Origin of the sequence: Neisseria sp. HMSC03D10, assembly GCF_001807625.1 — a bacterium.
Lineage (GTDB): Bacteria > Pseudomonadota > Gammaproteobacteria > Burkholderiales > Neisseriaceae > Neisseria > Neisseria mucosa.
The window spans coordinates 1-26,825 of the sequence record NZ_KV789547.1 but is presented as its reverse complement, the minus strand read 5'-3'; the positions used below and the strand labels follow the sequence as shown (position 1 = coordinate 26,825).

Annotated in this window: 27 protein-coding genes; 13 read left to right on the top strand and 14 right to left on the bottom strand. The window is 50.4% G+C overall.

Going from position 1 to position 26,825, the window contains the following annotated elements; translation table 11 throughout:
* Window positions 1-319: 319 nt before the first annotated feature.
* The 10 genes from adk to HMPREF3066_RS06780 form a co-directional block, all read right to left on the bottom strand.
* Window positions 320-967, bottom strand: coding sequence for an adenylate kinase (gene adk / locus HMPREF3066_RS06820; RefSeq protein ID WP_070441441.1), 648 nt, complete (start codon window positions 965-967; stop codon window positions 320-322).
* An 82-nt stretch (window positions 968-1,049) separates the two neighbouring features.
* On the bottom strand, window positions 1,050-1,568 hold the full coding sequence (locus HMPREF3066_RS06815) for a 3-deoxy-manno-octulosonate cytidylyltransferase (protein WP_070441438.1): 519 nt from the start codon (window positions 1,566-1,568) through the stop codon (window positions 1,050-1,052).
* 93 nt (window positions 1,569-1,661) lie between these two features.
* Window positions 1,662-2,327, bottom strand: a complete 666-nt coding sequence (locus HMPREF3066_RS06810; protein WP_070441435.1) for a hypothetical protein — start codon at window positions 2,325-2,327, stop codon at window positions 1,662-1,664.
* A gap of 112 nt (window positions 2,328-2,439) precedes the next feature.
* The gene (gene kdsB / locus HMPREF3066_RS06805; RefSeq protein WP_003743970.1) at window positions 2,440-3,201 is read right to left on the bottom strand and encodes a 3-deoxy-manno-octulosonate cytidylyltransferase; all 762 of its coding nucleotides are present in this window, start codon (window positions 3,199-3,201) and stop codon (window positions 2,440-2,442) included.
* Window positions 3,198-3,380: a Trm112 family protein gene (locus tag HMPREF3066_RS06800; RefSeq protein WP_002221286.1), complete on the bottom strand. Its 183-nt coding sequence runs from the start codon at window positions 3,378-3,380 to the stop codon at window positions 3,198-3,200. Before HMPREF3066_RS06800 ends, kdsB begins: the two co-directional genes overlap by 4 nt.
* A gap of 94 nt (window positions 3,381-3,474) precedes the next feature.
* Window positions 3,475-4,050 (bottom strand): DUF2059 domain-containing protein, encoded by a 576-nt coding sequence (locus HMPREF3066_RS06795; protein ID WP_070441432.1) that lies wholly within the window; start codon window positions 4,048-4,050, stop codon window positions 3,475-3,477.
* Between the two features lie 20 nt (window positions 4,051-4,070).
* Entirely contained in the window at window positions 4,071-4,367 is a 297-nt protein-coding gene (locus HMPREF3066_RS13575; protein WP_321178918.1) for a DUF2059 domain-containing protein, read from the bottom strand.
* An 18-nt stretch (window positions 4,368-4,385) separates the two neighbouring features.
* On the bottom strand, window positions 4,386-4,607 hold the full coding sequence (locus HMPREF3066_RS13570) for a hypothetical protein (RefSeq protein WP_321178917.1): 222 nt from the start codon (window positions 4,605-4,607) through the stop codon (window positions 4,386-4,388).
* A gap of 48 nt (window positions 4,608-4,655) precedes the next feature.
* Window positions 4,656-5,681: a tetraacyldisaccharide 4'-kinase gene (gene lpxK / locus HMPREF3066_RS06785; RefSeq protein WP_070441429.1), complete on the bottom strand. Its 1,026-nt coding sequence runs from the start codon at window positions 5,679-5,681 to the stop codon at window positions 4,656-4,658.
* Between the two features lie 26 nt (window positions 5,682-5,707).
* Window positions 5,708-6,883: a PIN domain-containing protein gene (locus tag HMPREF3066_RS06780; RefSeq protein WP_070441426.1), complete on the bottom strand. Its 1,176-nt coding sequence runs from the start codon at window positions 6,881-6,883 to the stop codon at window positions 5,708-5,710.
* Window positions 6,884-7,032: 149 nt separating this feature from the next.
* Here HMPREF3066_RS06780 and xseA point away from each other — a divergent pair, with 149 nt between their 5' ends.
* The 4 genes from xseA to argS all read left to right on the top strand — a co-directional run bounded on the left by xseA (window position 7,033) and on the right by argS (window position 12,397).
* Window positions 7,033-8,382: an exodeoxyribonuclease VII large subunit gene (gene xseA / locus HMPREF3066_RS06775; RefSeq protein WP_070441423.1), complete on the top strand. Its 1,350-nt coding sequence runs from the start codon at window positions 7,033-7,035 to the stop codon at window positions 8,380-8,382.
* Window positions 8,383-8,928: 546 nt separating this feature from the next.
* Window positions 8,929-9,696: a CDP-diacylglycerol--serine O-phosphatidyltransferase gene (gene pssA, locus HMPREF3066_RS06770; protein ID WP_070441420.1), complete on the top strand. Its 768-nt coding sequence runs from the start codon at window positions 8,929-8,931 to the stop codon at window positions 9,694-9,696.
* Window positions 9,697-9,699: 3 nt separating this feature from the next.
* Window positions 9,700-10,509, top strand: a complete 810-nt coding sequence (locus tag HMPREF3066_RS06765) for a sulfite exporter TauE/SafE family protein (RefSeq protein WP_070441416.1) — start codon at window positions 9,700-9,702, stop codon at window positions 10,507-10,509.
* Window positions 10,510-10,678: 169 nt separating this feature from the next.
* Window positions 10,679-12,397 carry an arginine--tRNA ligase gene (argS, locus tag HMPREF3066_RS06760; protein WP_070441413.1) on the top strand — a complete coding sequence of 573 codons (1,719 nt, stop codon included), beginning with the start codon at window positions 10,679-10,681 and terminating at the stop codon, window positions 12,395-12,397.
* A gap of 68 nt (window positions 12,398-12,465) precedes the next feature.
* Here the strand turns inward: argS and HMPREF3066_RS06755 are convergent, their stop codons facing one another.
* Window positions 12,466-12,951 (bottom strand): disulfide bond formation protein B, encoded by a 486-nt coding sequence (locus tag HMPREF3066_RS06755; protein ID WP_039407170.1) that lies wholly within the window; start codon window positions 12,949-12,951, stop codon window positions 12,466-12,468.
* A 475-nt stretch (window positions 12,952-13,426) separates the two neighbouring features.
* On the opposite strand from HMPREF3066_RS06755, the gene rpsO reads away from it, so the two are divergent.
* Window positions 13,427-13,696 carry a 30S ribosomal protein S15 gene (gene rpsO / locus HMPREF3066_RS06750; protein WP_016687799.1) on the top strand — a complete coding sequence of 90 codons (270 nt, stop codon included), beginning with the start codon at window positions 13,427-13,429 and terminating at the stop codon, window positions 13,694-13,696.
* 113 nt (window positions 13,697-13,809) lie between these two features.
* Here rpsO and greB read toward each other — a convergent pair whose 3' ends face one another.
* The gene (greB, locus tag HMPREF3066_RS06745) at window positions 13,810-14,301 is read right to left on the bottom strand and encodes a transcription elongation factor GreB (RefSeq protein ID WP_039407314.1); all 492 of its coding nucleotides are present in this window, start codon (window positions 14,299-14,301) and stop codon (window positions 13,810-13,812) included.
* A gap of 226 nt (window positions 14,302-14,527) precedes the next feature.
* Window positions 14,528-16,069 (bottom strand): surface lipoprotein assembly modifier, encoded by a 1,542-nt coding sequence (locus tag HMPREF3066_RS06740; RefSeq protein ID WP_070441410.1) that lies wholly within the window; start codon window positions 16,067-16,069, stop codon window positions 14,528-14,530.
* Between the two features lie 559 nt (window positions 16,070-16,628).
* On the opposite strand from HMPREF3066_RS06740, the gene HMPREF3066_RS06735 reads away from it, so the two are divergent.
* The 6 genes from HMPREF3066_RS06735 to HMPREF3066_RS13550 all read left to right on the top strand — a co-directional run bounded on the left by HMPREF3066_RS06735 (window position 16,629) and on the right by HMPREF3066_RS13550 (window position 21,476).
* Complete coding sequence (locus HMPREF3066_RS06735; protein WP_070441407.1) at window positions 16,629-17,624, top strand: Slam-dependent surface lipoprotein; 996 nt, start codon at window positions 16,629-16,631, stop codon at window positions 17,622-17,624.
* A gap of 56 nt (window positions 17,625-17,680) precedes the next feature.
* Window positions 17,681-20,098, top strand: a complete 2,418-nt coding sequence (locus HMPREF3066_RS06730; RefSeq protein ID WP_070441404.1) for a TonB-dependent hemoglobin/transferrin/lactoferrin family receptor — start codon at window positions 17,681-17,683, stop codon at window positions 20,096-20,098.
* A gap of 115 nt (window positions 20,099-20,213) precedes the next feature.
* Window positions 20,214-20,528 (top strand): hypothetical protein, encoded by a 315-nt coding sequence (locus HMPREF3066_RS13565; RefSeq protein ID WP_240593851.1) that lies wholly within the window; start codon window positions 20,214-20,216, stop codon window positions 20,526-20,528.
* Window positions 20,529-20,999, top strand: coding sequence for a PBECR3 domain-containing polyvalent protein (locus tag HMPREF3066_RS13560; protein ID WP_321178920.1), 471 nt, complete (start codon window positions 20,529-20,531; stop codon window positions 20,997-20,999).
* Window positions 20,975-21,253, top strand: a complete 279-nt coding sequence (locus HMPREF3066_RS13555; protein WP_321178915.1) for a hypothetical protein — start codon at window positions 20,975-20,977, stop codon at window positions 21,251-21,253. The genes HMPREF3066_RS13560 and HMPREF3066_RS13555 overlap by 25 nt, the downstream gene beginning before the upstream one ends.
* Window positions 21,254-21,299: 46 nt before the next feature.
* Window positions 21,300-21,476 (top strand): hypothetical protein, encoded by a 177-nt coding sequence (locus tag HMPREF3066_RS13550; protein WP_242883767.1) that lies wholly within the window; start codon window positions 21,300-21,302, stop codon window positions 21,474-21,476.
* A 130-nt stretch (window positions 21,477-21,606) separates the two neighbouring features.
* Here the strand turns inward: HMPREF3066_RS13550 and HMPREF3066_RS06720 are convergent, their stop codons facing one another.
* Window positions 21,607-23,862 carry a nitric-oxide reductase large subunit gene (locus HMPREF3066_RS06720; protein ID WP_070441401.1) on the bottom strand — a complete coding sequence of 752 codons (2,256 nt, stop codon included), beginning with the start codon at window positions 23,860-23,862 and terminating at the stop codon, window positions 21,607-21,609.
* A gap of 478 nt (window positions 23,863-24,340) precedes the next feature.
* Here HMPREF3066_RS06720 and nirK point away from each other — a divergent pair, with 478 nt between their 5' ends.
* Together nirK and HMPREF3066_RS06710 are read left to right on the top strand one after the other, a co-directional pair.
* Window positions 24,341-25,549, top strand: coding sequence for a copper-containing nitrite reductase (gene nirK, locus HMPREF3066_RS06715; RefSeq protein ID WP_070441398.1), 1,209 nt, complete (start codon window positions 24,341-24,343; stop codon window positions 25,547-25,549).
* A 266-nt stretch (window positions 25,550-25,815) separates the two neighbouring features.
* Entirely contained in the window at window positions 25,816-26,571 is a 756-nt protein-coding gene (locus tag HMPREF3066_RS06710) for a formylglycine-generating enzyme family protein (protein ID WP_070441395.1), read from the top strand.
* Window positions 26,572-26,825 lie beyond the last annotated feature (254 nt).

The following is a 26,825-nucleotide window of genomic DNA, read 5'->3' as shown; positions in this document are numbered from 1 at the left end:
GCCTTGTCCTGATTTTTGTTAATCCACTATAACAACGTAAATTCAAACCGTAGGTCGGGCATTGATGTCCGACCTACGCGGACTCAAGCCCCCGACAAACTGTTTCGGATAGGCACATCAGCCGTCATTCCCGCGCAGGCGGGAATCCATTGATAAAACTCAGTTCATCAGATTTAAACAGCGATTGCCCAAATTCAGAAATGGATTCCCGCCTGCGCGGGAATGACGCCGAATGATTATTTTTCGGTTGCAACACGCTGTTTATCAAAAACAGGTCGTCTGAAAACCTGATTTCCTGTTTTCAGACGACCTTTTCGATTTATTTGCCCAATGCGCCCAATACTTCGGCTTTCACGGCCTCTACCGGCTGAGTGCCGTCAACTTTGATGTATTTCGGCGCGTGTTTGCCTTCCAGTTTACTGTAAAAATCGACCAGCACTTCGGTTTGCTCGTGGTAAACGGCAAGGCGTTTTTTGACGGTTTCTTCTTTGTCGTCGTCGCGCTGAATCAAATCTTCGCCAGTTACGTCGTCTTTGCCTTCGGCTTTGGGCGGATTGTAAGTAACGTGGTAGGTGCGGCCGGAAGCCAAGTGGACGCGGCGGCCGCTCATGCGGTCGACAATCACGCTGTCGGGTACGTCGATTTCAACGACCGCGTCCAAATCCACGCCCGCTTCAACCATCGCTTCGGCTTGTGCCAGCGTGCGCGGGAAGCCGTCGAACAGGAAACCGTTTTTGCAGTCGTCTTGCGCGATGCGTTCTTTCACCATGCCGATGATGATGTCGTCGCGCACCAAGCCGCCTTCATCAATGATTTTTTTCGCTTCCAAACCCAGCGGCGTGCCTGCTTTAATCGCAGCGCGGAGCATATCGCCGGTGGAAATTTGCGGAATGCCGAACGCAGCGGTGATGAATTGAGCCTGAGTGCCTTTACCCGCGCCCGGCGCGCCTAACAATAATACTTTCATGGGTGTTCCTTCTTGTTAAGTAATATGGATTTGAAATGTGATTCAAATGATTTTACACGGCTTGCGTTTATCGTTCAAAACTTCAGACGGCCTGTTCCGCGCCGAAATGTTTCCATGCGTCATCGCGCATTTCGGCAAACCATGTGTCTTCGGGAAACCGCTCCAGTGCCTCTTTCAACGTGGAAAGCAGGTTTTGCGATAAAGTTTTCGCCAAATACTCTTCCTCGTTGGCTTCCGCCGCCTTGTCCGCCTGCTGCGCCAAACCGCGCGCGCGGGTCTGATGCCCGTGTGCCAAGTAGTTGAGCGCAATCACCTTTTGCGCCCAAAGCTGCGGAATTTCAGGGCTGTCTTGCAGCAATACCGACAAAATTGACACGGCAACCGTCAGCCTGCCGCCGTTTAAGCGCAAATCCAGCGAACGGTTCGGCGGCAGCGTACTGAGCGTTTCCGCCATACGGAACCAAAACTCGCCGCTGGCTTCATCCGGTGCGGCGGCTTTCAACATTTCATAGTTAAACTCTTGGTCGTCGTTTTGAACCAGCAGGGTAACATCGGCAAGCAGTTTTTGCTCTTCGCGGCTCAAATGGCGTAAATCGGTCATAAAGGGCTTTCTGTTGGTGTTTAGGTAAAACGGATTATCCGGTTTGGTGTTTACTGAAAAACAGCATTTTACGGTTCATCATTTTCAGACGACCTATCTCTCTGCTCTAGGATGGCGATAAGGCTCGTCCAAATAATAAGGTTTCTTTTTAAATCTTTCCCATCTGACTTTCGGATGGTCTTCTGATGAATCGAACACATTGCCGCCTGTCGTTCTCTTCCGCTTTCCAGTCAGATAATTGTCGCTGTACTCCTCAATTTCGCCTGAAGCTCTGTTATGTTGGGAATTGGTATACCCAATCAGAAGAAAGCGGTCGTTTTGGTAACGGAATAGGTAGTCACTGTAACTCATCCACCAGCTTCCGCAACTGTAAAACCACTGCAAACTCACTTTCAGACGACCTTTATCGATGGATACATCAGAAAATGGGTCGTCAAGACAGCCATTATCTTTATCGCTTTCAGGCGGAATCAGCGTTGTGTTTTCGACAGCCGTCTTGTAACCGTCTGCCTGCTTGAACAATACTTTCAACATCCTCGGATTGGTATCCAATTCAGGTTGCCCCATAGAGTCGTTTGAGATGATGTTTGCCTTGTCTTGCTTTTGCAGCACCAAAACGGCATCGGCTTGATTGTCGCCGTTTAAATCCCCCTCCACGCTTTTGATGATTTTCCAGCCTTTGGGCGCGTAAGCGGAAAAATCGGCAGCGCAAGCAGGCAAGGCGATGCAGGATAAAAATATCAATATGCTGCGTTTCATAACAATTCCTGATGATGGCAAATTCAATAGCTCATAGCGCGGGCTTGGCTCGCGAAACTTAATGCCGAAACCGACTGATTTCAGATTTTGGCGAAACCCGCTTCGCCCAATTTCAGACAACCTCGAACGCAGCCCTGACCCTGTCCAAATCCTCTTGCGTATCCACACCGGCGGCGGGGGCTTCTTTGGCGGTTTCGACGGCAATCGGGTAGCCGTGCCACAGGACGCGCAGTTGTTCCAGCGATTCGATGGTTTCCAGCGGCGAGACGCTCATTTCGGCATAGCGTTGCAAGAAACCGGCACGGTAGGCGTAGATGCCGATATGGCGCAGGACGGCGGTTTCGGCGGGCAATTCGCGTTTTTCGGCGCGCATGGCATCGCGCGGATAGGGAATCGGGGCGCGGCTGAAGTAGATGGCGTTGCGGTTTTTGTCGAGGACGACTTTGACGACGTTGGGATTCATAAATTCGTCGAAATCGTGCAATTCGTGCGCCGCAGTTGCCATCTGCACGTTGTTTTCCACCAAGACTTCGGCGGTGCGGTCGATGAGTTCGGGGGCAATCAGCGGCTCGTCGCCCTGTACGTTGACGACCACCAGATGTTGCGGCAGCTTCAGCGCGGCAGCGGCTTCGGCAAGGCGTGTCGTGCCGCTTTCGTGCCGGTTTGAAGTCATGACGACTTCGACGCCGTGCGCCTGACAAGCCGTCTGAATATCGGGATGATCGGTGGCAACGACGACGCGCGCCGCTTTGCTTTTTGCCGCCTGTTCGGCAACGCGAACGACCATCGGTTTGCCGTGGATGTCCGCCAAGGCTTTTCCGGGCAGGCGCGATGAATCCAGCCGCGCCGGAATCAATACGACGAATTCGGTCATGCTTTGAGTTCCTCTTCGCTCAACGCTCGCGCTTCGTTTTCCAGCATATAGGGAATGCCGTCTTTAATCGGATAAGCCAGCTTCGCCTGACGGCTCCACAATTCCTGTTTGTCCTGATGATATTCCAGCCTGCCTTTGGTAACGGGGCAGACGAGGATGTCTAAGAATTTTTTTTCCATGGGGTTTCTTTCGGGTTTGATGGTTTTAGCGAAACTCGCTTCGCTCGTTTTGGCGAAACTTGCTTCGCTCGTTTTCAGACGACCTCAAGCGGCATTATTTTTTCCGTGCCGGTTTGTTCGGCTGTTTGGCGCAGGCTTGGGCAGGATTTTTGCTGTTGCACATGATTTGGCGAATTTCGCGCCTCAGGTTTGCGCTTTCGTTGGATTGGGTGTATTTGCCGGCAAGGATGTTCATCATCGGTTTCATCGTTGCCTCAAGATAGCGCGGCGTTTTATCCATTATCGATTGGCCTACTGCCGTGCTGTAAAAGCCAATCAATGCGTTGACTTCTTCTTGCGTATAAACCGTCTTCATGCCGTCTAAAGCCGCTTTACGCAACTGGGTGCGCACTTGCGGCGTGTTGATTTCGGCAATCGACCGGGTTGCATACTTTTTCAATACCGCCTCCAACTGCGGACGTTTGTCTTCCGGCGCATCTTTCAAAAATTTCTGTACATTCGGGTCAGAAAGCACAATGCCTTCCATGCTTTGGAAAGACTGGTCCAACAGGGCATCCATCTTCTGCACTTCAAACAGACGCTCCAGCGACGCGTCGCTGGGTGTAGCGGCAAATGCGTTGGCACACAATGCCAGCGCGGCGAAGGGCAATAACAAGGTTTTCAGTTTCATCTTTTTCTCCTGTTTAAGGTTTAGGGGGTACATTCTTCAGACAATATTTTTTTAATTTCGTTTTCAAATTCAATTAGGTAGTGTTCGCTGATTGTTTCTATTTCTTTCATATCCGCTTCGCTTGCCCCTATATTGGCGAGTTTTTTTATGAATGCCGAATTTTTCTCCACGATAGATTGTCCTACGGGAGTCTCGTAAAACGCAATCATGGCATCAATCTCTTGTTGAGTGAACTCGTCCTTGGCAACTTTTTTTATTTCTTTCATTAATTTGTTTCTAAGTTGCGGTGTGAAATAAGCTTTAAACACTTTGTTCATATAACGGTCTGACGCGGCTTATAATTGCGGCTGCAGTTCCGGTGGATATGAGGAGATGATCGGTTGCATGAGCTGTCGGTTTTGTGCTTCCGCCATGTTGGTCAAATTTTTGAGAAAGTCGCGTTCGATATGCTGGACTTCCATCCATCTATTTAAAGACTTATCGCTTGGGGGCGCGGCTGTTGCGGCGGAGCAGGCGGCAATGGCAACGAAAGTGAGCAGCAGTTTTTTCAGGTTCATAAATTTCCTTATTATTCAAGACAAACAGCAACAAAGATTCAATTGATTTCAGACGACCTGTCGGGAATCTTCCAGCCGTTCCAATACAAACGCCGCCAAATCAGGTTCGATTATCGCACAAACAGGCAACACCCATACATGATTCAGATTGAGGTCGTCTGAAAACTTGACCGCATCCTTTTCCGTAATAATGACCGCGTCCGCATTGGGCAAATCTGCCGCTGCGATGTCGGCATGGTCGGGCAGCGCGACGGTTTGGTTCAAGGTGATGCCCATGTTCCGCAGCGAATCAAAAAAACGCTCCGGTTTGGCGATACCTGCCACGGCGGCGACGGTTTGGTTTTTCAGACGACCTGTATCCAGTATTTCGGACGGCTGGTTCAAACGGTAAATCCGTCCCGTTTCGATACGGCTGTGAAACATGTTTTCAGACGGCGCAAACGACGCATCCGCCTGACCGCCGCTGACAACGACCGCATCCACCGAATCCAGCCGAGACAAAGGTTCGCGCAAACTGCCGTTGGGCAGCAAATCCAAATCCGTCCGCCCCGTATCCGCCGCCGGAAACACCGCGATTTCCACATCCCGCCGCAGGGCGTAATGCTGCAAACCGTCGTCCGCCACAATCAGCCCGATGTCAGGGTGCGCCGCCAGCAACGCCCTGCCTGCCTGTGCACGGCTGCTGCCCACCGCCGTCGGTGCGCCGGTTTTACGGAACAGCAGCAAAGGTTCGTCGCCCGCATCTTCCGCACGGCTCTCGGTATTTAATACATGAACCGCTTTGCTCTTGCGCCCGTAGCCCCGGCTGATGATGCCGACCTTGGCGCCTTTTTCCTGCAAGCCCGACACCAGAGCGGCGACAATCGGCGTTTTCCCCGTCCCGCCCGCGTGGATATTGCCGACCACGACCACAGGTACGGGCAGCTTTTCACTTTTCAGACGACCTGAAACGAAATCATCGCGCCGTTTTGCCGCAATTTTGGCAAAAAGCATGGATAAGGGTTTGAGCAGAAAAGATAAAAACGGATTGGGGCGTTGCCAATGGCGTTCGATGATTTGATGGAGTTTGGGCATTCGGGCGGCCTTCATATTTACGACAATTATTTATAAATAATCTTACCTGATTCGCTAACAGTAAATAACTTTCCCTGTTTCGCCAGACGGTCAATTAACATTTCAATATGCCCATCCTCCAATTTCAAGGCGGATTTAAATGCATTGGTTAGTGTTTTTCTGCTGGCAGGCCTGTTTTTTTGCCGACGCTCAAAGAATGCTTGAACTTCCTGCATGATTCTTAAATCTTCTTTTTGGCTTACTATAAATTTCTTAACTACCCCACCATTTGTTTTTAATACCTCTTTGTTTATTTCATCCTGTGAAAGATATTCAACTTTCTCTCCCTTTACTTTTAAGATTTTTTGAGTCGCACAATATCGAATCATTTGCTTCAAATCATTATCTTCCGAATTTAAACCGATACTATTGGCTTTTGTTCGTAAAACATTTTGAAGCGCACAAACAGTTTTAGGCTTGGATCGTTCAACATGCTGCAATAAAGTAGCCAATAATTCATCTTGTGAAAAATGAAACTGAAGGTGATTATTGACAGGATTTAGTGTTATCAACTCTTTGTTGATCATATGTTCAACAACTGCTTTTATTATTTTTTGCTGTTGCTCTTTATCCAAATGCTGTAAATCCACTTGCAAAACCGACGACAATAAATATTGTTCCAGATCTTGCATGGCTTTAGGTGTATTTAAAACCAAATTCGAATCTTTCTGGCAATTTATCAAATGCTGCGATGCCTTTTTAAAACAAGCTGTCAACAATGTAGAGTGCAAAGGATCGACAATAGACGTTTCCTCGTCTTTTTTCCTCATTTCCAACAACAATTCCTCATTCTTCCCTGCATCCTCCAAACTTCCCAATCTGACAATACCCTTACACAAATGCGTATCTTCCAAATGTTCAACTAAAACATCAAATCCCCCATCCCTCGAAAGAATGCATATCAATGCCTCCTTGTCCTGTTCCGTAATCTTGCCTAAATAATAGGCAAGATAAAAATCCAGAGCATTTTTGCCTGTCTTTGCAACCCGTACGAAATGAACATTTTTTCCAAACCTGCATAAGGCTTCGCAAAGCTCTACCGACAAAGTTTTTTGTTGCAGCTTTCCCAGAAAAAGCCAGATATGGCAGTTTTCGTCATCCACTCCGCTCAATTGCGATGCTTCCGGTTGGACGTTTTCAAAATCAATCAAAATATGTTTCATAACAGTATCCCGTAATGTTTTCGTTTAGAGGTTGACAATATACTATTAAAATAATATCCGGCAAAGACTTCTTTCAGACGACCTTTCCCATACAAACCTCGCCCGAAACCCCTTATAATCCAACCTTTCCCCATTTATCCCCGCTCCCAATGTCCGAACTCTTCGCACCTTCCTCCATTTCCGTATCCGAACTCAACGCCCTCGCCAAAGCCTTGCTGGAAGACCATCTTGCCGGCTTGTGGATTGCGGGCGAAGTGTCCAACCTGACCCGTGCCGCCAGCGGGCATTATTATTTCTCGCTCAAAGACAGCCGCGCACAAGTGCGTTGCGCAATGTTCAAGGGTGCGGCGTCGCGTTTGGCAAAGCCTTTGAAAGAAGGCGACCATATCGAAGTGGCGGGCAAAATCAGTATTTACGAGGCGCGGGGCGAATTTCAGATTACCGTGAACGAGGTGCGGCTCAAAGGCTTGGGGCAGCTTTACGAAGCCTACGAGCGGCTGAAGACGCAGTTGCAGGCGGAAGGCGCGTTTGCGGCGGAACGCAAGAAACCTTTACCCGCCCGCCCTCAATGTATCGGCATCGTAACCAGTCTGGCGGCGGCGGCATTGCGCGATGTCGTGACCACCTTGAAACGCCGTGCGCCCGAAATTCCCGTCATCGTTTATCCGACCGCCGTTCAAGGCGCGGGCAGCGAGTTTCAGATTGCCCAAGCGATTAAAACCGCATCGCAACGCGCCGAATGCGATGTGTTGATTGTCTGTCGCGGCGGCGGCAGCATTGAAGATTTGTGGGCGTTTAACGAAGAACCGGTCGTGCGCGCCATCGAAGCCTGCGCGATTCCGGTCGTCAGCGGCGTGGGACACGAAACCGATTTCACGCTCGCCGATTTCGTTGCCGACGTGCGCGCCCCCACGCCGACCGGTGCGGCGGAACTGGTCAGCCCCAACCGCCAAGAATCGCTGCACCGCCTCGCCCAAGCCAAAGGTCGTTTGAAAACCGTTTTGGAACAACGCTATTTCGATGCCAGCCAAAAGCTCGACTGGCTCGCGCGGCAAATCCGCCACCCGCGCCAAAAACTCGGCGAACAGCGCACTTACATCCACAAACTGGCGCAAACCCTGTCCTACTCGATGACGCAAAACGTCCGCGCCCACACCGCCCGTTTCGAACGCCAAACCCAAGCCCTGAAACATTGCCGCCCCGATATTTCCGTTTACCGGCAAGACATCGACCGTTTTCAGACGACCTTGTCGCACGCCTTCCGCCAACTGCTCGCCCACCGCCGCCAAAGCCTGACCGCCCAAACCGCCCTGCTCGAAGCCGTATCGCCGCAACAGATTCTGGAGCGCGGCTTCTCCGTCGTCAAAAACACACGCGGACAAGTCATCCGTAACGCCGATGTTTTAAAGCAAGGGCAGAAACTGCACATCACTTTTGCCGACGGCGAAACCGACGTGCGCGTGACCAAAGAGCAGGCGCAGCGGGAATTGTTTGATTAACCGTCGGCTTGAATGAAAAAGGTCGTCTGAAAACAGGGTCGATTAAAATAGAAACCGCCCTTACCGTTATTCTCGCGCAGGTATGAATCCGGAGATTTGGAATAATGGCGTTCCTAATCCTTCCGAAAACCAAAAATCCGGATGAATGACGGTTCTGATGCTTTTTCTTTGCGCTTATTATTTGAACATTTGCTTTGACAAAATTTGATCCGCCTGTTTTCAGACGGCCCGTCCCTCACGAATCCCTTTCGCCGATATGGCATGGATGCCGAGCCCGCAGGCCAATCATGATCTTCGGAGGCTAAGCCTACGTTATACGCTATTGTTTGTCGGTTCGGATTGATAAAAATACGGCAATTTACGGCTGATTGTTCCTGTTTTTAGAAAGACAGCAAAACTCATATTTCGGTAAAAAGGTCGTCTGAAAGTGAACAAACCCAGTTGTGTTCACACATTTTCAGACGACCTCCTGCACATTCCGGAATCATTTTCATCTCAATACGGTATAATCCCTCCATCTGCTTTGTACTGCATCATCAAACGATTATGGACAACATGCAAAACCAACCGCCAATCCCGCCGCGCAATTCTCTGCGTCAGAACAGTATTTACCTGCTGCCCAACTCCTTTACCATCGCTGCGTTGTTCTGCGCCTTTTTCGCCATCACCCAGTCCATGCACGGGCGTTATGAGACGGCAGCGATTGCAGTATTCCTCTCCATGCTGCTCGACGGCATGGACGGTCGCGTGGCGCGGCTGACCAACAGCCAAAGCGCGTTCGGCGAACAGCTCGACAGCCTTGCCGACATGGTCAGTTTCGGCGTTGCGCCCGCCTTGATTGCCTATAAATGGCAGCTTTGGCAGTTCGGCAAAATCGGTTATTCCGTCGCCTTCATCTACTGCGCCTGCGCCGCCCTGCGCCTCGCCCTCTTCAATACGCTTATCGGCAAAGTCGATAAACGATGGTTCATCGGTGTTCCCAGTCCGACTGCCGCTGCGTTGATTGTCGGCCTGATTTGGGTCAACCACAGCATCGAACGCTTCCCCGGCGTACATTGGTGGGCTTTGGGCATCACGCTTTTCGCCGGCATTTCCATGATTGTCCAAATCCCGTTTTGGAGCTTTAAAGAAATCAATATCCGCCGCCAAGTCCCGTTTATGGGCATGGTGCTTGCCGTGTTGGTATTGTTGCTCATCAACTGGAAACCTTCGCTTGTACTTTTCCTGTTTTTCCTGGGTTACAGCCTCTCCGGCTACATCATGGCAGTATGGCGTTGGTTGAAAAAACGCCGTAAAACCAAAAAGGTCGTCTGAAAAATGTGGACTTGGGACATCATCTTCTCCCTGCTCGCCGTCGGAAGCGCGGCGGGCTTTATTGCAGGATTGTTCGGCGTAGGCGGCGGCACATTGATTGTCCCCGTCGTCTTGTGGACGTTGCAACTGCAAGGCATCAGCAACCACCCCTACGCCCAACATCTCGCCATCGGTACATCCTTCGCCGTCATGGTATTCACCACCTTCTCCAGCATGTACGCGCAGCACAAAAAAAGCGCCATCAACTGGCAGACTGTCCGCCGTATGACCCCCTCCATGATATTCGGCGTACTGATCGGCGCGGTAACCGCCAAATACATGCCTACCCGCGCCCTGCAAATCTTCTTTATCGCATTCCTAACCCTTATCGCCCTCAAAACCCTGACAGACTCCAAACCCAAAGCCTCGCGCCACCTGCCCGCCCTACCCGGCTTAAGCGCGGTCGGCACATTGTTCGGCGCAGCTTCGAGCTGGGTCGGCATCGGCGGCGGCTCGCTGTCCGTCCCCTTCCTGATGTATTGCAACTTCCCCGCCCACCGCGCCATCGGTACATCCTCCGGCCTCGCCTGGCCGATTGCATTTGCAGGCACAATCGGCTATCTCGTTACCGGCTGGAACGTTCCCGACCTGCCACACGGCTCCGGCGGCTTCCTCTATCTACCCGCCGTCGCCATCCTCAGCATCGCAACCATGATTTTTGCCCCGATCGGCGTCAAAACCGCGCACAAACTCCCCGCCCGCCAGCTTAAAATCTCCTTCGGCATCATGCTGCTGCTGATTGCCATAAAAATGGCTTGGAACCTTGTCCGTTGAATTTTTCCAAACGCTGCCATCATTAAAAGGTCATCTGAAAACGGGCATGGCAGGTTACGCCGAAACCATCCACATTTTTTCAGACGACCTTTCACCTTAGCCCTGTTTCAACACCCCAAATTCTTTTAAAATACCGCCTGATTTGAATTTAACCGAGAGACCGAACTTCATGAACCTACATCAAACCGTCGAACGCGAAGCCGCCGCTGCCTTTGCCGCCGCAGGCATCGCCGACAGCCCCGTTGTCTTGCAGCCGACCAAAAACGCCGAACACGGCGATTTCCAAATCAACGGCGTGATGGGTGCGGCGAAAAAAGCCAAACAAAATCCGCGCGAATTGGCGCAAAAGGTGGCCGAAGCATTGGCGGAAAACGCCGTGATTGAAAGCGCGGAAGTGGCCGGCCCCGGCTTCATCAACCTGCGCCTGCGCCCCGAATTTCTCGCCCAGAACATTCATGCGGCTTTGAACGACGCGCGTTTCGGCATAGCAAAAACCGACAAACCGCAAACCGTCGTTATCGACTATTCCTCGCCCAATCTGGCAAAAGAGATGCACGTCGGCCATCTGCGTTCCAGCATCATCGGCGACAGCATTTCGCGCGTATTGGAATTTATGGGCAACACCATCATCCGCCAAAACCACGTCGGCGACTGGGGTACGCAATTCGGCATGTTGGTTGCTTATTTGGTTGAGCAGCAAAAAGATAATGCCGCGTTTGAGTTGGCGGATTTGGAGCAGTTTTACCGCGCCGCCAAAGTACGCTTTGACGAAGATGCCGCATTTGCTGACACCGCGCGCGAATACGTTGTGAAGCTGCAAGGCGGCGATGAAACCGTGTTGGCGTTGTGGAAACAGTTTGTCGATATTTCGCTCTCGCACGCCCAAGCCGTTTACGACACGCTGGGCTTGAAACTGCGCCCTGAAGACGTGGCGGGCGAATCGAAATACAACGACGATTTGCAGCCCGTGGTCGATGATTTGGTTCAAAAAGGTCTGGCGGTCGAAGACGACGGCGCGAAAGTCGTGTTCTTGGATGAGTTTAAAAATAAAGAAGGCGAACCCGCCGCATTTATCGTGCAAAAACAAGGCGGCGGCTTCCTCTACGCTTCCACCGATTTGGCGTGTCTGCGCTACCGCATAGGCCGTCTGAAAGCCGACCGCCTGCTGTACGTCGTCGACCACCGCCAAGCCCTGCACTTCGAACAACTTTTCACCACTTCCCGCAAAGCAGGCTATCTGCCGGAAGATGCAAAAGCCGAGTTTATCGGCTTCGGCACCATGATGGGCAAAGACGGCAAACCGTTCAAAACGCGCAGCGGCGATACTGTAAAACTGGTTGACCTGCTGACCGAAGCCGTCGAACGCGCCACCGCTTTGGTGAAAGAAAAAAATCCCGAATTGGGTGAGGACGAAGCGGCGAAAATCGGCAAAACCGTCGGCATTGGCGCGGTCAAATACGCCGATTTGAGCAAAAACCGCACCAGCGATTATGTGTTCGACTGGGACGCCATGCTCTCGTTTGAAGGCAACACCGCCCCCTACCTGCAATACGCCTACACCCGCGTGCAAAGCGTATTCCGCAAAGCCGGCGAATGGGACGCGACCGCGTCAACCGTTTTGACCGAACCGCTGGAAAAACAGCTTGCCGCCGAGCTTCTGAAATTCGAAGACGTGCTGCAAAGCGTGGCGGACACGGCATATCCGCACTACCTCGCCGCCTACCTCTACCAAACCGCCACCCTGTTCAGCCGCTTCTACGAAGCCTGCCCGATACTCAAAGCCGAAGGCGCAACCCGCAACAGCCGCCTACAACTGGCAAAGCTCACCGGCGACACGCTGAAACAAGGCTTGGATTTGCTGGGCATTGACGTGTTGGATGTGATGTAAGTCATTCCCCATAAGCAAAGGTCGTCTGAAAACGAATTTTCAGACGACCTTTTTTAAATTCCGGACATTTATTTCGTTTTCAACCAAGCAAACCAAACCAATACGACAACGAAACAAAAATAAGCGATGCTCCAAACCGGCAGCGCGACACCCAAAAAATAATCCGGTACGGCGCAATTGCCGAAGCCGCGCACGATGGGTTCGAACCAGTCAAACAACGGCCAGTCCTTCAAGCGGAACGTCCACGGAGCACCGCAGGAAGGTGCCGTACCCGGCGGCAGGCTTTGCAACCACAACTGATAAGCCGCCGTCCCTATCCCGTACACAGCAGGCGCGCTGATAAGCAAAGCGGAAAACGTCCGCCCCACTTTGGAAGACTGACGGAAAAATACCGCCAGCAAAGCCGCCACCCCGACCGCCAATACGCACAAACGCTGCACGATGCACAATACGCAGGGATTCATCCCTAAAACATATTGCGAAACAAACGAACCGCAGGCAGCCAATACGGACAAAACGAGCAAAAACAAGGCTGTTTTTCTAAAAAAATTCATAATATCAAAGCTCTTTGTAAATTTCAGACGACCTCTTCATGCCGTCGATCAGCGTCTATTTTACTACAAAACCCACGCCCTTCCGAAAAGCCCTACCCATTCGCTGAAATTCAAAAAAGTACCCACCCGTTATTTGGCAATCCGCAATAATCGCTGAATCTTGCCGAAATCAAAAGCCCGGATTCACGCCTGTTCAGGAAGTTCAGGAATGATGGGAATATTTTCCATTTTAACCTGCTGTAAAATGCACCGAATCAAAACTTCTCGCACATACTTTACGCCACACCCCGATACATTTTCAGACGACATTTCCACAATTTCGTATCAAAAACAGGATTCAGCCGTGCAAAACAGATGAAACTGTGGCATAATCCGCCCGTCTTCACAAAAAGACTTCAGGAGTTTGAACGGGTTCGCGCTCGTCAAACTTGTCCGAACCGAATAACGGTTCTTTTATTTTTCGGAGTTATCCATCATGGCATTGACCGTAGAACAAAAAGCACAAATTGTTAAAGATTTCCAACGCAAAGAAGGCGATACCGGCTCTTCTGAAGTACAAGTCGCTCTGTTGACTTTCCGCATCAACGACCTGACTCCCCACTTCAAAGCCAACCCTAAAGACCACCACAGCCGTCGCGGCCTGTTGAAAATGGTCAGCCAACGTCGCCGTCTGTTGTCTTACTTGCGCCGTACCCAACCTGATACATACCGCAACCTGATTACCCGCTTGGGTCTGCGCAAATAATTTATGCTTTACCGGACACCGCTTGTAAAAGCGGTGTTTTTTTATGGAAAAGGTCGTCTGAAAACGTATTGGTAAAGTTTTCAGACGACCTATCTCTTATGCTTGCGAGAGATTTAATCTATCCGTATATATTCCACCGACAAAATCTCAATCTCCTCGCGCCCTTCCGGTGTATTCAAGATGACTTCGTCCCCTTCTCTCGCTTTAATCAGACAACGCGCCAACGGGGAAATCCAAGAAATTTTGTTTTGCGCGGTATCGATTTCATCGACGCCGACGATTTTGACGGTTTGCTCGCGTCCGTCGCCGCGCAACAGCCCGACAGTTGCGCCGAAAAACACTTGGTCGGTCGCTTCGCGCAATTCGGGATCGACGACGACGGCAGCTTCCAAACGCTTGGTCAGAAAACGGATGCGGCGGTCGATTTCGCGCATACGGCGTTTGCCGTAAAGATAGTCGCCGTTTTCGCTGCGGTCGCCGTTGCTTGCCGCCCAGTTGACGATTTGGACGATTTCGGGACGTTCTTTATTGACCAGTTGATACAGCTCGTCTTTCAACGCCTGCCAACCAACGGGCGTAATGTAGTTTTTGGTTTCGGTACTCATGATATATATCTGATTATTTAGGATATACGGCAGTTTCAACAAAACTTCGAACTGCTGCATTGAAATGACTGATTCTACCGTCCTTAAGACGGAAGGTTCAAGCTGTCCATATTGATTGCAAAACCATATCCATCGGCTTGAAAATGCCGCAAAGGTCGTCTGAAAATCTACGATGCCCGTTTTCAGACGACCTTTATTGATTAAGTATTCGAATTTTAGGCTGTTTTTAAAAATTCCATTCAGCTCCCAACGACCATTGACGGCTGCTGCGTCGTGCATAAGGGGCATTGCTGCGGATGCGGCTGTATCCGTAATTCAAGGTCGGCGTGATGCCTTTGTAGGACAATTTGTCATGGCTGAGGCTGACGGAGAGGGAGCGCTCGCGGTTGCGTTGCGGCTCCGTGCCGAATGCCATAATGCCTTTATAGCGGCGGTTGGCAAATGAAGCGGTCAGGCGGCTGTTCAGCCCGCCTAAAAACGGCCATTGCTGTATCCAGCCTATATTGAACCCGTTGCGGCAGTAGGCGGCATTGTTGACGGCATTACGTATGTTTTTGTTTTCAGGAACAAAGCGGTTGTATTGCCAACCGCCGAACAGGGTCGTACTGCCGAAACGGCGCGCCAGGGAGAGATAGGTGCCGTCGTGCCAACCGTCGTTGCGCAGCGCACGATCGGTTTCCCGATAGTTTTGGCGGTAGCGTTCCAGCGAGTAATAAAGTTGTGTCGCGTTGCCAAGATTGATCATATGCGAAAGCTGTACGCCGACCCCGTGTGCCAGCATATACGGCGCGGCACGGCGGTTGTTTTCTTTTTTGCTGTCAAATTCGCTGCTGCCCGCCAACTGTGCCTGATAAAACGGTAAAACGCTGACGGTTTGTTTGCCGTCCTTGCGCTGCCAGCCCAAATAAGCCCTGCCGAACGCATCGTCGTAAGCCGATTGGCGGTCGAAAAAATAGCTCGTTCCGCTGAGGTTGGCGCGGAATTTGACGGCGTGATGCCCGTACAGCGGGGTGAGTTTTTCGGTGTTCAATTCGTAATTCAAGCCGTTGGCACTGACGGGCAAAGTAACGCTGCATGCGGTTTGCCCCCTTGTTTCGATGCAATAACGCGGAGCAGCGTTGTTGGCGTTATCGCTATGCACGGGACTGATTCCACCAGACCATTTCCATTCTGTCTGCCGCTTGACGGCTTCTTGAAAACGTTTGACGTTTTCCAAAACGGGGGCAGGTATATCGCGCTGCGCGGCATGGCGGAAATGCGCCGCCGCTTCGCCCAAACGATAATCTTGAAACTCTGCCGCCGCCAAATCCAATAATATGCGGTCGTCTGAAACGTCGGATTCATAAAGGGTACGATAACGCTCGACCGCTTCGGAAGTCCGCCCTTTCAACTTTGCCAGCAAAGCATCGGCACGCGCAATCAGCTTGGGATTGTGGTTGGGCTGTTTGCGGTAAAGGGCGGCAAGCGAAGAAACCAAATCTGCGCTATTGCCGTTAAGTGCCCGAATCAGCGCGTCCTCAAGAATACGCGGGTTTGCCGCTAAAAAATCATCGCCGACCACAGTCGGTTCTCCTGCATTCTCATTCTTTTCAGACGACCTTTCTTCTTCGGACAAAATATCCAGCCATTGTTTTTGCTGCACTTGTACGGCAGCATCCTGAGAAGGCGAATCCTGCCGGACACCCCCTTCGGGCAATTCAGCCAAGACTGCGGAAGGCAACAGGCAGCATAAAGATACCGAAACCATTTTTTGTTTTATTCTTAACATTCAAAATCATCCGAAATATATGTTTGTATATCGCAGGGATAGCCAAATGCAACCCACATACCCTACTGATTTCTCCCAGTCAGGGATTTACGCCTGCCAAAGGTCGTCTGAAACTTTTCATACGACCTTTTTTGCGTAAAAGCAACAGATTCGCATTAAGATGCAGCATTATAGAGGTAAAATTCCAAAACAAACATAACTGATTTATTTTATGGTCTTACAAATTATTCAAATGTTATTCATCAGTAGATTCATGAAATTAATCAAGCCAACTCACTGAACACGCCTGAAATATATCTTGCGTATCCAAAGCAATCGTTTGATCCACACTATCCCCCAATATTCTTCATCATTAATAGATAGCATTATCAAATCAAATATTTAGAATAAATATTCAAACCTATGTCATTAATTGATTTATTTCTTAATATTTACTTCAAAAATCATAAAAACTCCGCGCAGATATTGCCAAGACGCCATAATTATTACAAAATATTACAACAAAATTGGTAATACTTATCATTAATTTATAAAATATCAATATTAAGAGAGATTCATCATGAAAATCAAAGTATCCGCAATTTCTGCGGCCGCCTCCCTGATTCTGACTGCCTGCGCGGGAGGAGGTGCATCCGAACCCAAAGTCCCCGTTGCCATTCCGACAGCGCAACCTATCGCCAATATCAAGCTGAGTGATGAAAGCAGTGCGGTACAGACCATCAACACCCTTTCCGGTAAAGGCGGCAGTCTGCATGAAGCGGAACTCGAAGTGAAAACATCATGGGGCGGCAGCTATACCGATAAACAATATGTCTATCAAACCCCTTCCGGCAACTATTACAACATCAGCTCATATTCCGACCCGATTGTCCCCTCTTACTCCAGCCCGTCTTATGCCCTGCGTACCCGCCACGAAGGCCAGCCTTTGTCTGAGGGTGGAAAACTGTTTGTCTGTTGCAGCAATTCCGGACAATTCACCTATGCACCGGCAACCAAACATGACCACCTCAAATTCGGCGCATGGATAAATGCAGACGGCACGGCAGACCTGTTTGTCGGCGGCAAACCCGTCGGAACGGCGAAACCGTCTTATTACACTCCGTCAGACAGTACAGTGGCAAAAGGCAAGACTACATACGAAGTTTGGGCTGTCCGCGTCCGCAACGGCAATATCGTTACCTCAACCTACGATCCGGGCAAATCCTCCGGGTCGTCTGAAAAAAACACGCCCAAACTTTCACTGCTAACAGCCAATTTCAACACCAACAAACTCGGCGGCACGATTTTAGGTAATGCGGATTACGGTCCGGATGTTGTGATGAAAGATGTTGGCATCAACGGCGTTGATTTCTCAGGCACTGCTGAATCCGATGGTAAAAACGGCAAAGTCGAAGGGAAATTCTTTGGTCAATTTAACGGCGATAAAACAGAAGTCAGTATAGGCGGCAAAGTAACCTTTGATGCCGATAAATCGTTGGATACCGTGTTCGGCGGCGTGAAGAATGATGACGACCGCAATACGACGGATACAAGCTTGACACCTGTCAGCAAGTAACCGTACGTCAAACATCCCAATAAACCGATAATCAGTACATCTTTAAGAGGCAAAAAATGTCCTTCCCCTTTAAACCCGTACTGCTGGCAGCTATTGTCAGCCAAACTTTCCCTGCCTTCGCTGCCGACCCCGTACCACAAGCCCATCAGGACTTGAATGAAGTCAAAGTCATCGGCGGCCGCAAAGTCCAAAAACTCGGTGAAGAGAAAGTCCGCCGTCAGGCATTGGATAAACAAATGGTCTCCGATGAAAGCGACTTGGTACGCTACGATCCGGGCATCAGCGTCGTCGAAGGCGGACGCTCAGGTTCCAACGGTTTTACCATACGCGGTGTCGATAAAGACCGCGTTGCCATCAACGTGGACGGACTGGCGCAAGCAGAAAGCAGGTCGTCTGAAGCGTTCCAAGAGTTGTTCGGCGCATACGGCAACTTCAATGCCAACCGCAACACTTCCGAACCTGAAAATTTCTCGGAAGTTACCATCAACAAAGGCGCGGACTCGCTCAAATCCGGTAGCGGCGCATTGGGCGGTGCCGTCAACTATAAAACCAAATCCGCAAGCGACTATGTTTCCGAAGAAAAGCCTTACCACTTAGGCATTAAAGGCGGCTATATCGGACGCAACAGCCAGAAATTCAGCAGCATTACCGCTGCAGGAACTTGGCTGGGTCTGGATGCATTGATGGTTTATACCCGCCGTTTCGGTAAAGAAACCAAAAACAACAGCGACGCTGCCGATACCGTCATCACCGACAACAAACAAAGCTGGAACCCGAATGCCGGCAGCACCAACTACGGCAGCCGCGGCGTAGCCCGCAGCAAACCCGATCCACAAGATTGGGTAAACAAAAGCACCTTATTCAAACTGGGTTACAACTTCAACGATAAAAACCGTATCGGTTGGATTTACGAGGATTCACGCACCGACCGCACGACGACTGAATTATCTAATATGTGGGCGGCAAACTGGAAAGGCGAGGCACTAGGCGATACCCGTTCCCGCCAAGACATCTCCTACCGTAAACGCATCGGTTTTGAATACAAAAACCAACTTGACAAAGGACCATGGGACAGTCTCAACCTGCATTACGACCGTCAAACCATCGACATGAGTACCTGGACTTGGGACTTGCCGACCGATTACGCCAGCAACGGTGTGAACAGCGACGTGTACCATATGTTTCGCAACATCCGTCAAAAAAATACCCAATTTGGTGCCGATGCTGAAAAACAAATCGACTTTTCCAAATTGGTATGGGCAATGCAATACGGATTGGGTGGTTCCCAAAACGACAACGACAATAGAGATCATAGCTATTGGGTACGCCTATACGACCCGAAATATCAAACGTCCAACAACCAAGAATTGACTATGCTGGTCGAAAGCTCCTCCAAAAACCGTTTTGCCTACTGGAACAACACATTCCAATTCGGCGACAGCAGCCAATACCGCCTCAATGCCGGGCTTCGCTACGACAACAGCAGCAGCAAAGCCAAAGACAATCCCAACTACACTCCTGCCATCCGCGGTCAAATTCCTTATCTCGGCAGCGAACGTAAACACAGCGGTTTCAGCTACGGTTTAGGATTAGACTGGAAATTCACTCCACATTTGAATCTTTTGGCAAAATACAGCACTGGCTTCCGCGCGCCGACTTCAGACGAAACCTGGCTATTGTTCCCGCATCCTGACTTCTACCTTAAAGCCAATCCTAACCTGAAGGCGGAAACCGCCAAAAACTTCGAGCTGGGACTTGCCGGCAGTGGCAAAGCCGGAAACTTTAAACTCTCCGGCTTCCAAACCCGCTACCGCAACTTTATCGAACTGACCTACATGGGTGTGTCCTCAGACAACCCCAACAGCCCTAATTATGCGCCGATTTCCGACGGTACCGCATTGGTCAGCTCACCCGTTTGGCAAAACCAAAACCGTTCCTCCGCATGGGCGAAAGGTTTGGAATTTAACGGCACATGGAACCTTGACAGCATCGGTTTGCCGCAAGGCACGCACGCAGGTATCAACGTCAGCTACATCAAAGGCAAAGCCAAACAGACCAACGGACAGGAAACCCCGATTAACGCCCTTTCCCCGTGGTCTGCCGTTTACAATCTGGGCTACGATGCGCCGTCCAAACGCTGGGGCGTCAATGCGTACCTGACACACACCGCAGCTAAAAAACCGTCTGACACCGTCCACAGCAGTGATGATTTGAACAATCCCTGGCCTTTTGCCAAGCACAGCAAAGCCTATACGCTTTTCGACCTGACAGGCTACGTCAACTTAGGCAAATATTTCACCCTGCGCGCCGGTGCGTACAACATCGGCAACAAAAAATACTATACTTGGGAATCGCTGCGCAGCATCCGCGAATTCGGCACAGTCAACCGCGTCGACAACAAAACCCATGCCGGTATAGAACGCTTCACCTCCCCCGGCAGAAGCTACAATTTCACGCTTGAAGCCAAGTTCTAAAGGCGTTTGAAGTAACAAGAAAGGTCGTCTGAAACTTGAAATCCAAGTTTCAGACGACCTTTTTCTATTGATATACAACAATCGGCAGAGAAAATCCTCACCAAACGTTTATGGAATGAAACAACAAATAATGAACAAGACGCAGGCTGAAGCAAATGCCACGCTGTACGCCCGCGCAATCGAAACCCTTGCAGGTCGTCTGAATATGGGAATCCGTGATTTTGACGCAGCCTATGGGGGCATGAATGTGGTCGGCGAAAGCCTTTTAGACGACAGCGTATTGAATCAAGCATTAGCAAGCAACCCGCCGCGCGGATGGGTACATAGCGAAAACCCGCAGGATGCAATCAACATCTGGACAACAGACGGACGGGAAACCGCGAAAAACGAAGCTGTATTTTGGACTTTGGATAACGCGGCAGATACCTGAATTGCCGATACACAGGGATATTCACATTCCATCAGCCGATTTGCAGCACACCACATCTACAAAGAACATGGCAACACCAAAACGGAAGAAGAACGCGGACAGGTTGCCGTAACAGCGGAGGATTTGACGCGGATTCCCGATATTGTTACATCGCCTGACAAAATCGTAACAGGTTTTCAATCAGAACAAGGGGCTGAACGGGTTGCGTATTTGAAGAGATTTGATGACGGGCTGATGGTTTACATCGCCGAAGCCAGCCGTAAAAAGAAAGATTTTCGAGCTATTCCATACGGAAGTATCCCCCAACGGCAATATCCGAAAATGTCATCAAAAACATTTCCAGCCAAAGCCTCAACGTCCGAAACGGGGAGAGGGCATATGACAATTCTACCCCCAACACCGACACCAATCAAGACATACTGTTTCAAGGCGGCGCAGACCGTGGGATGTTCAGCCGTGAGCATAACCTGATTGCCCTGTTGAAAAACGCCGACGCATCTATATTCGTTCACGAACTGGGGCATTTCTTCCTTGAAACAAATACCCGTATCGCCCGCGACCTGACCGCCAAGCCTACCGAAAACCTGACCGGGCAGGAGCGTCAATTCCTGTCCGACGTTCAGACGACCTTGGATTGGTTCGGCGTGAAAGACCTTGCCGCATGGGACGCAATGAGTCTAAACGAGCAGCGCGAGAGCCACGAGAAATGGGCGCGCGGTTTTTGAAGCCTACCTGTACGAAGGCAAAGCACCAAGCGAAGAATTGCGCGGGGTGTTCCGCCGTTTCCGTTCATGGTTGAAACAGGTCTATCAATCCCTGAAAAGTCTGAACGTAGAATTGACCGATGAAGTCCGCAGCGTGTTTGACCGAATGTTTGCCAGCGACGAGCAGATTCAGCAAACCCAATACATTAACGGCATGGCTCCGATGTCTGATAATAAGGCGTAAGCGAGCATGAACCAAGCTAAGCTGCCCTACCCCTTTCAGGCAACTCCCCATTGAGTTTCTTCTATCTTCCAAAAGAAAAGGTCGTCTGAAAATGTTCAGACGACCTTTTGCAGGGTATTCAAGCTAGGATTTATTTATCGCGGCTGAATACGATTTTGGTTGCTTGGATGGCTACGCAGACTGCACCGCCGATGAAGATCAAGTCGGCTGCTGTGCGTACCCAGCGCAGGGTGTCGAGGATTTCCATTTGCAGGAATTCTTCGCTACGGGCATACCACAGACCATGAGTGATGGAGGCGTATGCTTGAATGGCGCCGACAGGCAGCAGGCTGATGGCGATCATGCCGACCAAGCCGCCGTTGAGCAGCCAGAAGCCCCAAGTCATGAGTTTGTCGTCGAATTTTGCGTTTGGTTTCAGGTAGCGGGCAACCAGCAAGACGAAGCCCAGTGCCAAGAAGCCGTACACACCGAACAAGGCTGCGTGTGCGTGAACTGCGGTAGTGTTCAGACCTTGGATGTAGAACAGGGAAATCGGCGGGTTAATCAGGAAGCCGAATACGCCGGCACCGATCATGTTCCAGAAGGCAACTGCTACGAAGCACATCAGCGGCCAACGCAGGCGTTTCGCCCATTCGGACAGGTGTTGGTAAGACCAGTGTTCGTAAGCTTCACGACCCAGCAATACCAGCGGTACGACTTCCAATGCGGAGAAGCAGGCACCGATTGCCATAGAGGCGGAGGTAGAACCGGAGAAGTACAGGTGGTGCAGCGTACCCGGGATACCGCCCAACATGAAGATGGCGGCGGCAGCCAGAGTGGATGCGGTGGCGGTACTGCGGCGGACGAAGCCCATGTTGTAGAAGATGAAGGCAAAAGCTGCGGTAGCGAATACTTCGAAGAAGCCTTCTACCCACAGGTGAACCACCCACCAGCGCCAGTATTCCATCACGGCAATCGGGGATTTTTCGCCGTAGAACAGACCAGGCGCGTAGAACACGCCGACACCGACCATAGAGGCAACGAAGATTGCCAGCAGGTTTTTGTCCACGCCTTTTTCTTTAAAGGCGGAAACGGTACAGCGCAGCATCAGGAACAGCCACAACAGCAGGCCGACCATCAGCAGGAGTTGCCAGAAACGGCCCAAATCGAGGTATTCGTAACCTTGGTGTCCAAACCAGAAGTTGAATTTAGGCGGAATGACGTGGGTCAGGGCGAAGAAGTTACCTGCGTAAGAACCGCCGACTACGATGAACAGGGCGATGTACAGGAAGTTTACGCCGGCGCGTTGGAACTTGGGATCTTTGCCGCCGTTAACAATCGGAGCCAGGAACAGACCTGCTGTCAGGAAGCCGGTTGCAATCCAGAAGATGGCGGATTGGATGTGCCAAGTACGGGTCAATGCGTAAGGGAACCAGTCGGACATTTCGAAGCCGAGTGCTTCGTCGATGCCGTAGAAGCCTTGACCTTCGACGGTGTAGTGCGCGGTCAGGCCGCCCAGCAACACTTGTACCACAAACAGGGCGACTGTCAGGAAGACGTATTTGCCCAATGCTTTTTGGGAAGGAGTCAGCTGTACTTTGGAAATCGGGTCTTCAGTCGGAACTTCTACTTCTTCGTGTTTGGTCAGGAAGGAGTAACCCCACATCAGCAGGCCGATACCCATCAAGAGCAATACAACGCTGGTAAACGACCACATGTAGTTTTCAGTAGTCGGTACGTTGTTGATCAGAGGCTCGTGCGGCCAGTTGTTGGTGTAGGTGAAGTTCTCATCAGGACGGTTGGTCGAAGCAGACCATGAAGTCCAGAAGAAGAAGTTGAACAGTTTTTCACGCGCTTCTTTACTTGGCAATGTGTTGTTTTTCATTGCGAAGTGTTCGCGGGTCGTCTGAAGGGCGGGATCATCGCTGTATACGCCGTGGTAGTAAGGCAGAATGCTCTCAATGGCTTTGACACGGGTATCGCTGATAACGACGCTGCCGTCTTCTTTAATACGGCTTTGGTTGCGGTATTCGTCGGCAAGGCGGGTTTTCAGTACGGCTTGTTCTTCAGGAGAAACTTCGTTGAATTTTTTGCCGTAAGTCTCTTGCGCGGTCAAATCCAACCATGCGACAAGCTCGCGGTGCAGCCAGTCGGCTGTCCAGTCCGGAGCTTGGTATGCGCCGTGTCCCAATACGGAACCGACTTCCATACCGCCGGTGGTTTGCCAGGCTGACTGACCTGCCAAAATATCGTCTTTGGTCATCAGCTGAGTGCCTGATGCCGAAACGACTCTTTCAGGGTAAGGCGGGGCTTTTTTATAAACCTCGCTGCCCATGTAGCCAAGAATGGTAAAGCAGACTGCCAGGACGGCAAACAGCAAGTACCATAGCTTCTTGTACTGTCCCATTTCAGAACTCCTTATTTTGGTAAAAAGTGGTTGCTTATAAATTCATACTATATGAATGTTAAAGATTGTAGCACTCTTTTCAGGCAAAAGAAATATTCTCTTAACAACAATCTTTAAAAAACAGGTATATAGTCAATAATAATTCTTATTATCAAAAATACGATGACATTTTTGTAAAGAATTGGATAAAACATGTGAGCAATAATAGATGATTTGACGTAGTTTTATCTAATTATTAAGTATTAATTAGGTATTAAATTAGGTAGTAAAAGTTCATCTTTGATGAATTAATTGATTTAGGTCAAGATATAGCGGCAAAACCCCCTACATAATCCTACAAAAGTTCATAAGAGATGCTTTTCAGACGACCCTGAATAAGGCAGTTTGTAAAGAGCCGAAAGCGGTATGCCGCGGACGACAAAGGTTGAAAAATTATACCCTAACCTTCTTAAAATAGTTATTAAAGGAAATGACAACTATGAAACGCCAAGCTTTAGCTGCAATCATTGCTTCAGTTTTTGCTTTAGCCGCCTGTGGTGAGCAAGCTGCCCAAAAACCTGCCGAGCAAACCGCTTCCGCTTCCGCTCCTGCAGCTTCCGAGGCTCCTGCTTCCAGTGCTCAAGCTGCTGCCGAAACCCCCGCTGCTGATTTGCCTGTTATCGACGCGGTAACTACCCACGCTCCTGAAGTTCCGCCTGCCATCGACCGCGACCATCCTGCACGTGTCCGCGTGAAAATGGAAACCGTCGAAAAAACCATGAAAATGGACGATGGCGTGGAATACCACTACTGGACATTTAACGGCGACGTTCCGGGCCGCATGATCCGCGTACGCGAAGGCGATACCGTGGAAGTCGAATTCTCTAACAACCCGTCTTCTACTGTACCGCACAATGTTGACTTCCACGCTGCAACCGGTCCAGGCGGTGGTGCAGAAGCCAGCTTCACTGCTCCGGGCCGTACTTCTACATTCAGCTTCAAAGCCCTGCAACCCGGTCTGTATATCTACCACTGTGCCGTTGCCCCTGTCGGTATGCACATTGCCAACGGTATGTACGGTCTGATTTTGGTTGAACCTAAAGAAGGTCTGCCTAAAGTGGACAAAGAGTTCTACATCGTACAAGGCGACTTCTACACCAAAGGTAAAAAAGGTGCGCAAGGCCTGCAACCGTTCGATATGGACAAAGCCATCGCCGAGCAACCTGAATACGTTGTATTTAACGGTCACGTAGGCGCTATCGCCGGCGACAACGCCCTGAAAGCCAAAGCAGGCGAAACCGTTCGTATGTACGTTGGTAACGGTGGTCCGAACCTCGTTTCCTCCTTCCACGTTATCGGTGAGATCTTCGACAAAGTTTACGTAGAAGGCGGCAAACTGATCAACGAAAACGTACAAAGTACCCTGATTCCTGCCGGTGGTGCAGCGATTGTCGAATTTAAAGCCGACATCCCGGGCAGCTACACTGTGGTTGACCACTCTCTCTTCCGTGCGTTCAACAAAGGCGCGTTGGGTCAATTGAAAGTAGAGGGCGCAGAGAACCCTGAAATCATGACCAAAAAACTGGAAGACAAAGCCTATGCAGGTAGCGGTGCAGCTTCAGCCCCTGCCGCTTCAGCTCCGGCTGCCCCTGCATCTTCCGCAGCAGCGCCTGCTTCCGCAGCATCTGCAGGTAAAGGCGGCTACTAATCCAGTCATCTCGGCGTAGAGACAGAAAAAAGCCACTGCTGTTCCGGCTGATGCAAGGACAACAGTGGCTTTCTTCCACGACCAATCGAAAGATTGGTTTTTCAGACAACCTATCAAGTATCGAAGGTCGTCTGAAAAACCGGTTTCAAGCATTCACGAACCCGACAAGCCAAAAGCACAATAATCAGACGGCCTCTAAGGATTTTTATCCGGTTTCGCTATATAATCAAAGCCTAATACCCCGCATTCAGATTAGAAAGCCCGTTATGAAACTCATACCACTCCTCACCTTCTTTACCCTTGTCGCAAGCGGCAGTGCAGCGGCGGCCGAAATGGCAAAAGTTGAAGGAGGCAGCTACCGCCCGCTCTATCTGAAGAAAGAAACAAGCATCATTAAAGTCAAACCCTTCCAAATCGACAAATATCCCGTTACCAATGCCGAATTTGCAGAGTTTGTCAAAAAACACCCGCAGTGGCAAAAAGGCAAAGTCAGCTCCAAACAAGCCGAACCTGCCTACCTCAAACACTGGGTTAAAACCGGCAGCAACAGCTACGCGCCCAAACCCAACGAACTGAAACATCCGGTAACCAACGTATCTTGGTTTGCCGCCAATGCCTACTGTACTGCGCAAGGCAAACGCCTGCCGACCATAGACCAATGGGAATTTGCCGGACTTGCCTCCGCCACACAGAAAAACGGTTCTGCCGAACCCGGATACAACCGTACCATTCTTGACTGGTATGCAGACGGCGGCAGAAACGGCTTGCGCGATGTCGGCAAAAGCAAACCCAACTACTGGGGCATTTACGATATGCACGGCCTGATTTGGGAATGGACGGAAGACTTCAACAGCAGCCTGCTCTCGTCAGGCAATGCCGATACGCAAATGTTTTGCAGCGGCGCATCCGTAGGCTCCAGTGACCCATCAAATTACGCCGCCTTCCTGCGCTACGGCATTCGCACCAGCCTGCAATCGAAATACGTCCTGCACAACCTAGGCTTCCGTTGCGCCTCGAAATAACAGGTTTCATCACCAAAGCAGCTTTGGCGGTACTGAAAGGTATCGCCTTTTTTTTGAGTTTGAGGTTAATTTGAAAATAGCGAATGGACAAAACCTCGTGCCTAACAAATTTAGCATGACCAAGTTTCTAACGGGCTGAATATTCCAAGCAACTGGTCTATTTCTCTACCTCTTCCTAATTTTCATTAATAAATATACCGGCAAACCAAAAGGTCGTCTGAATGTTGAACTGGCCCCCAAATCTTGGACACTCA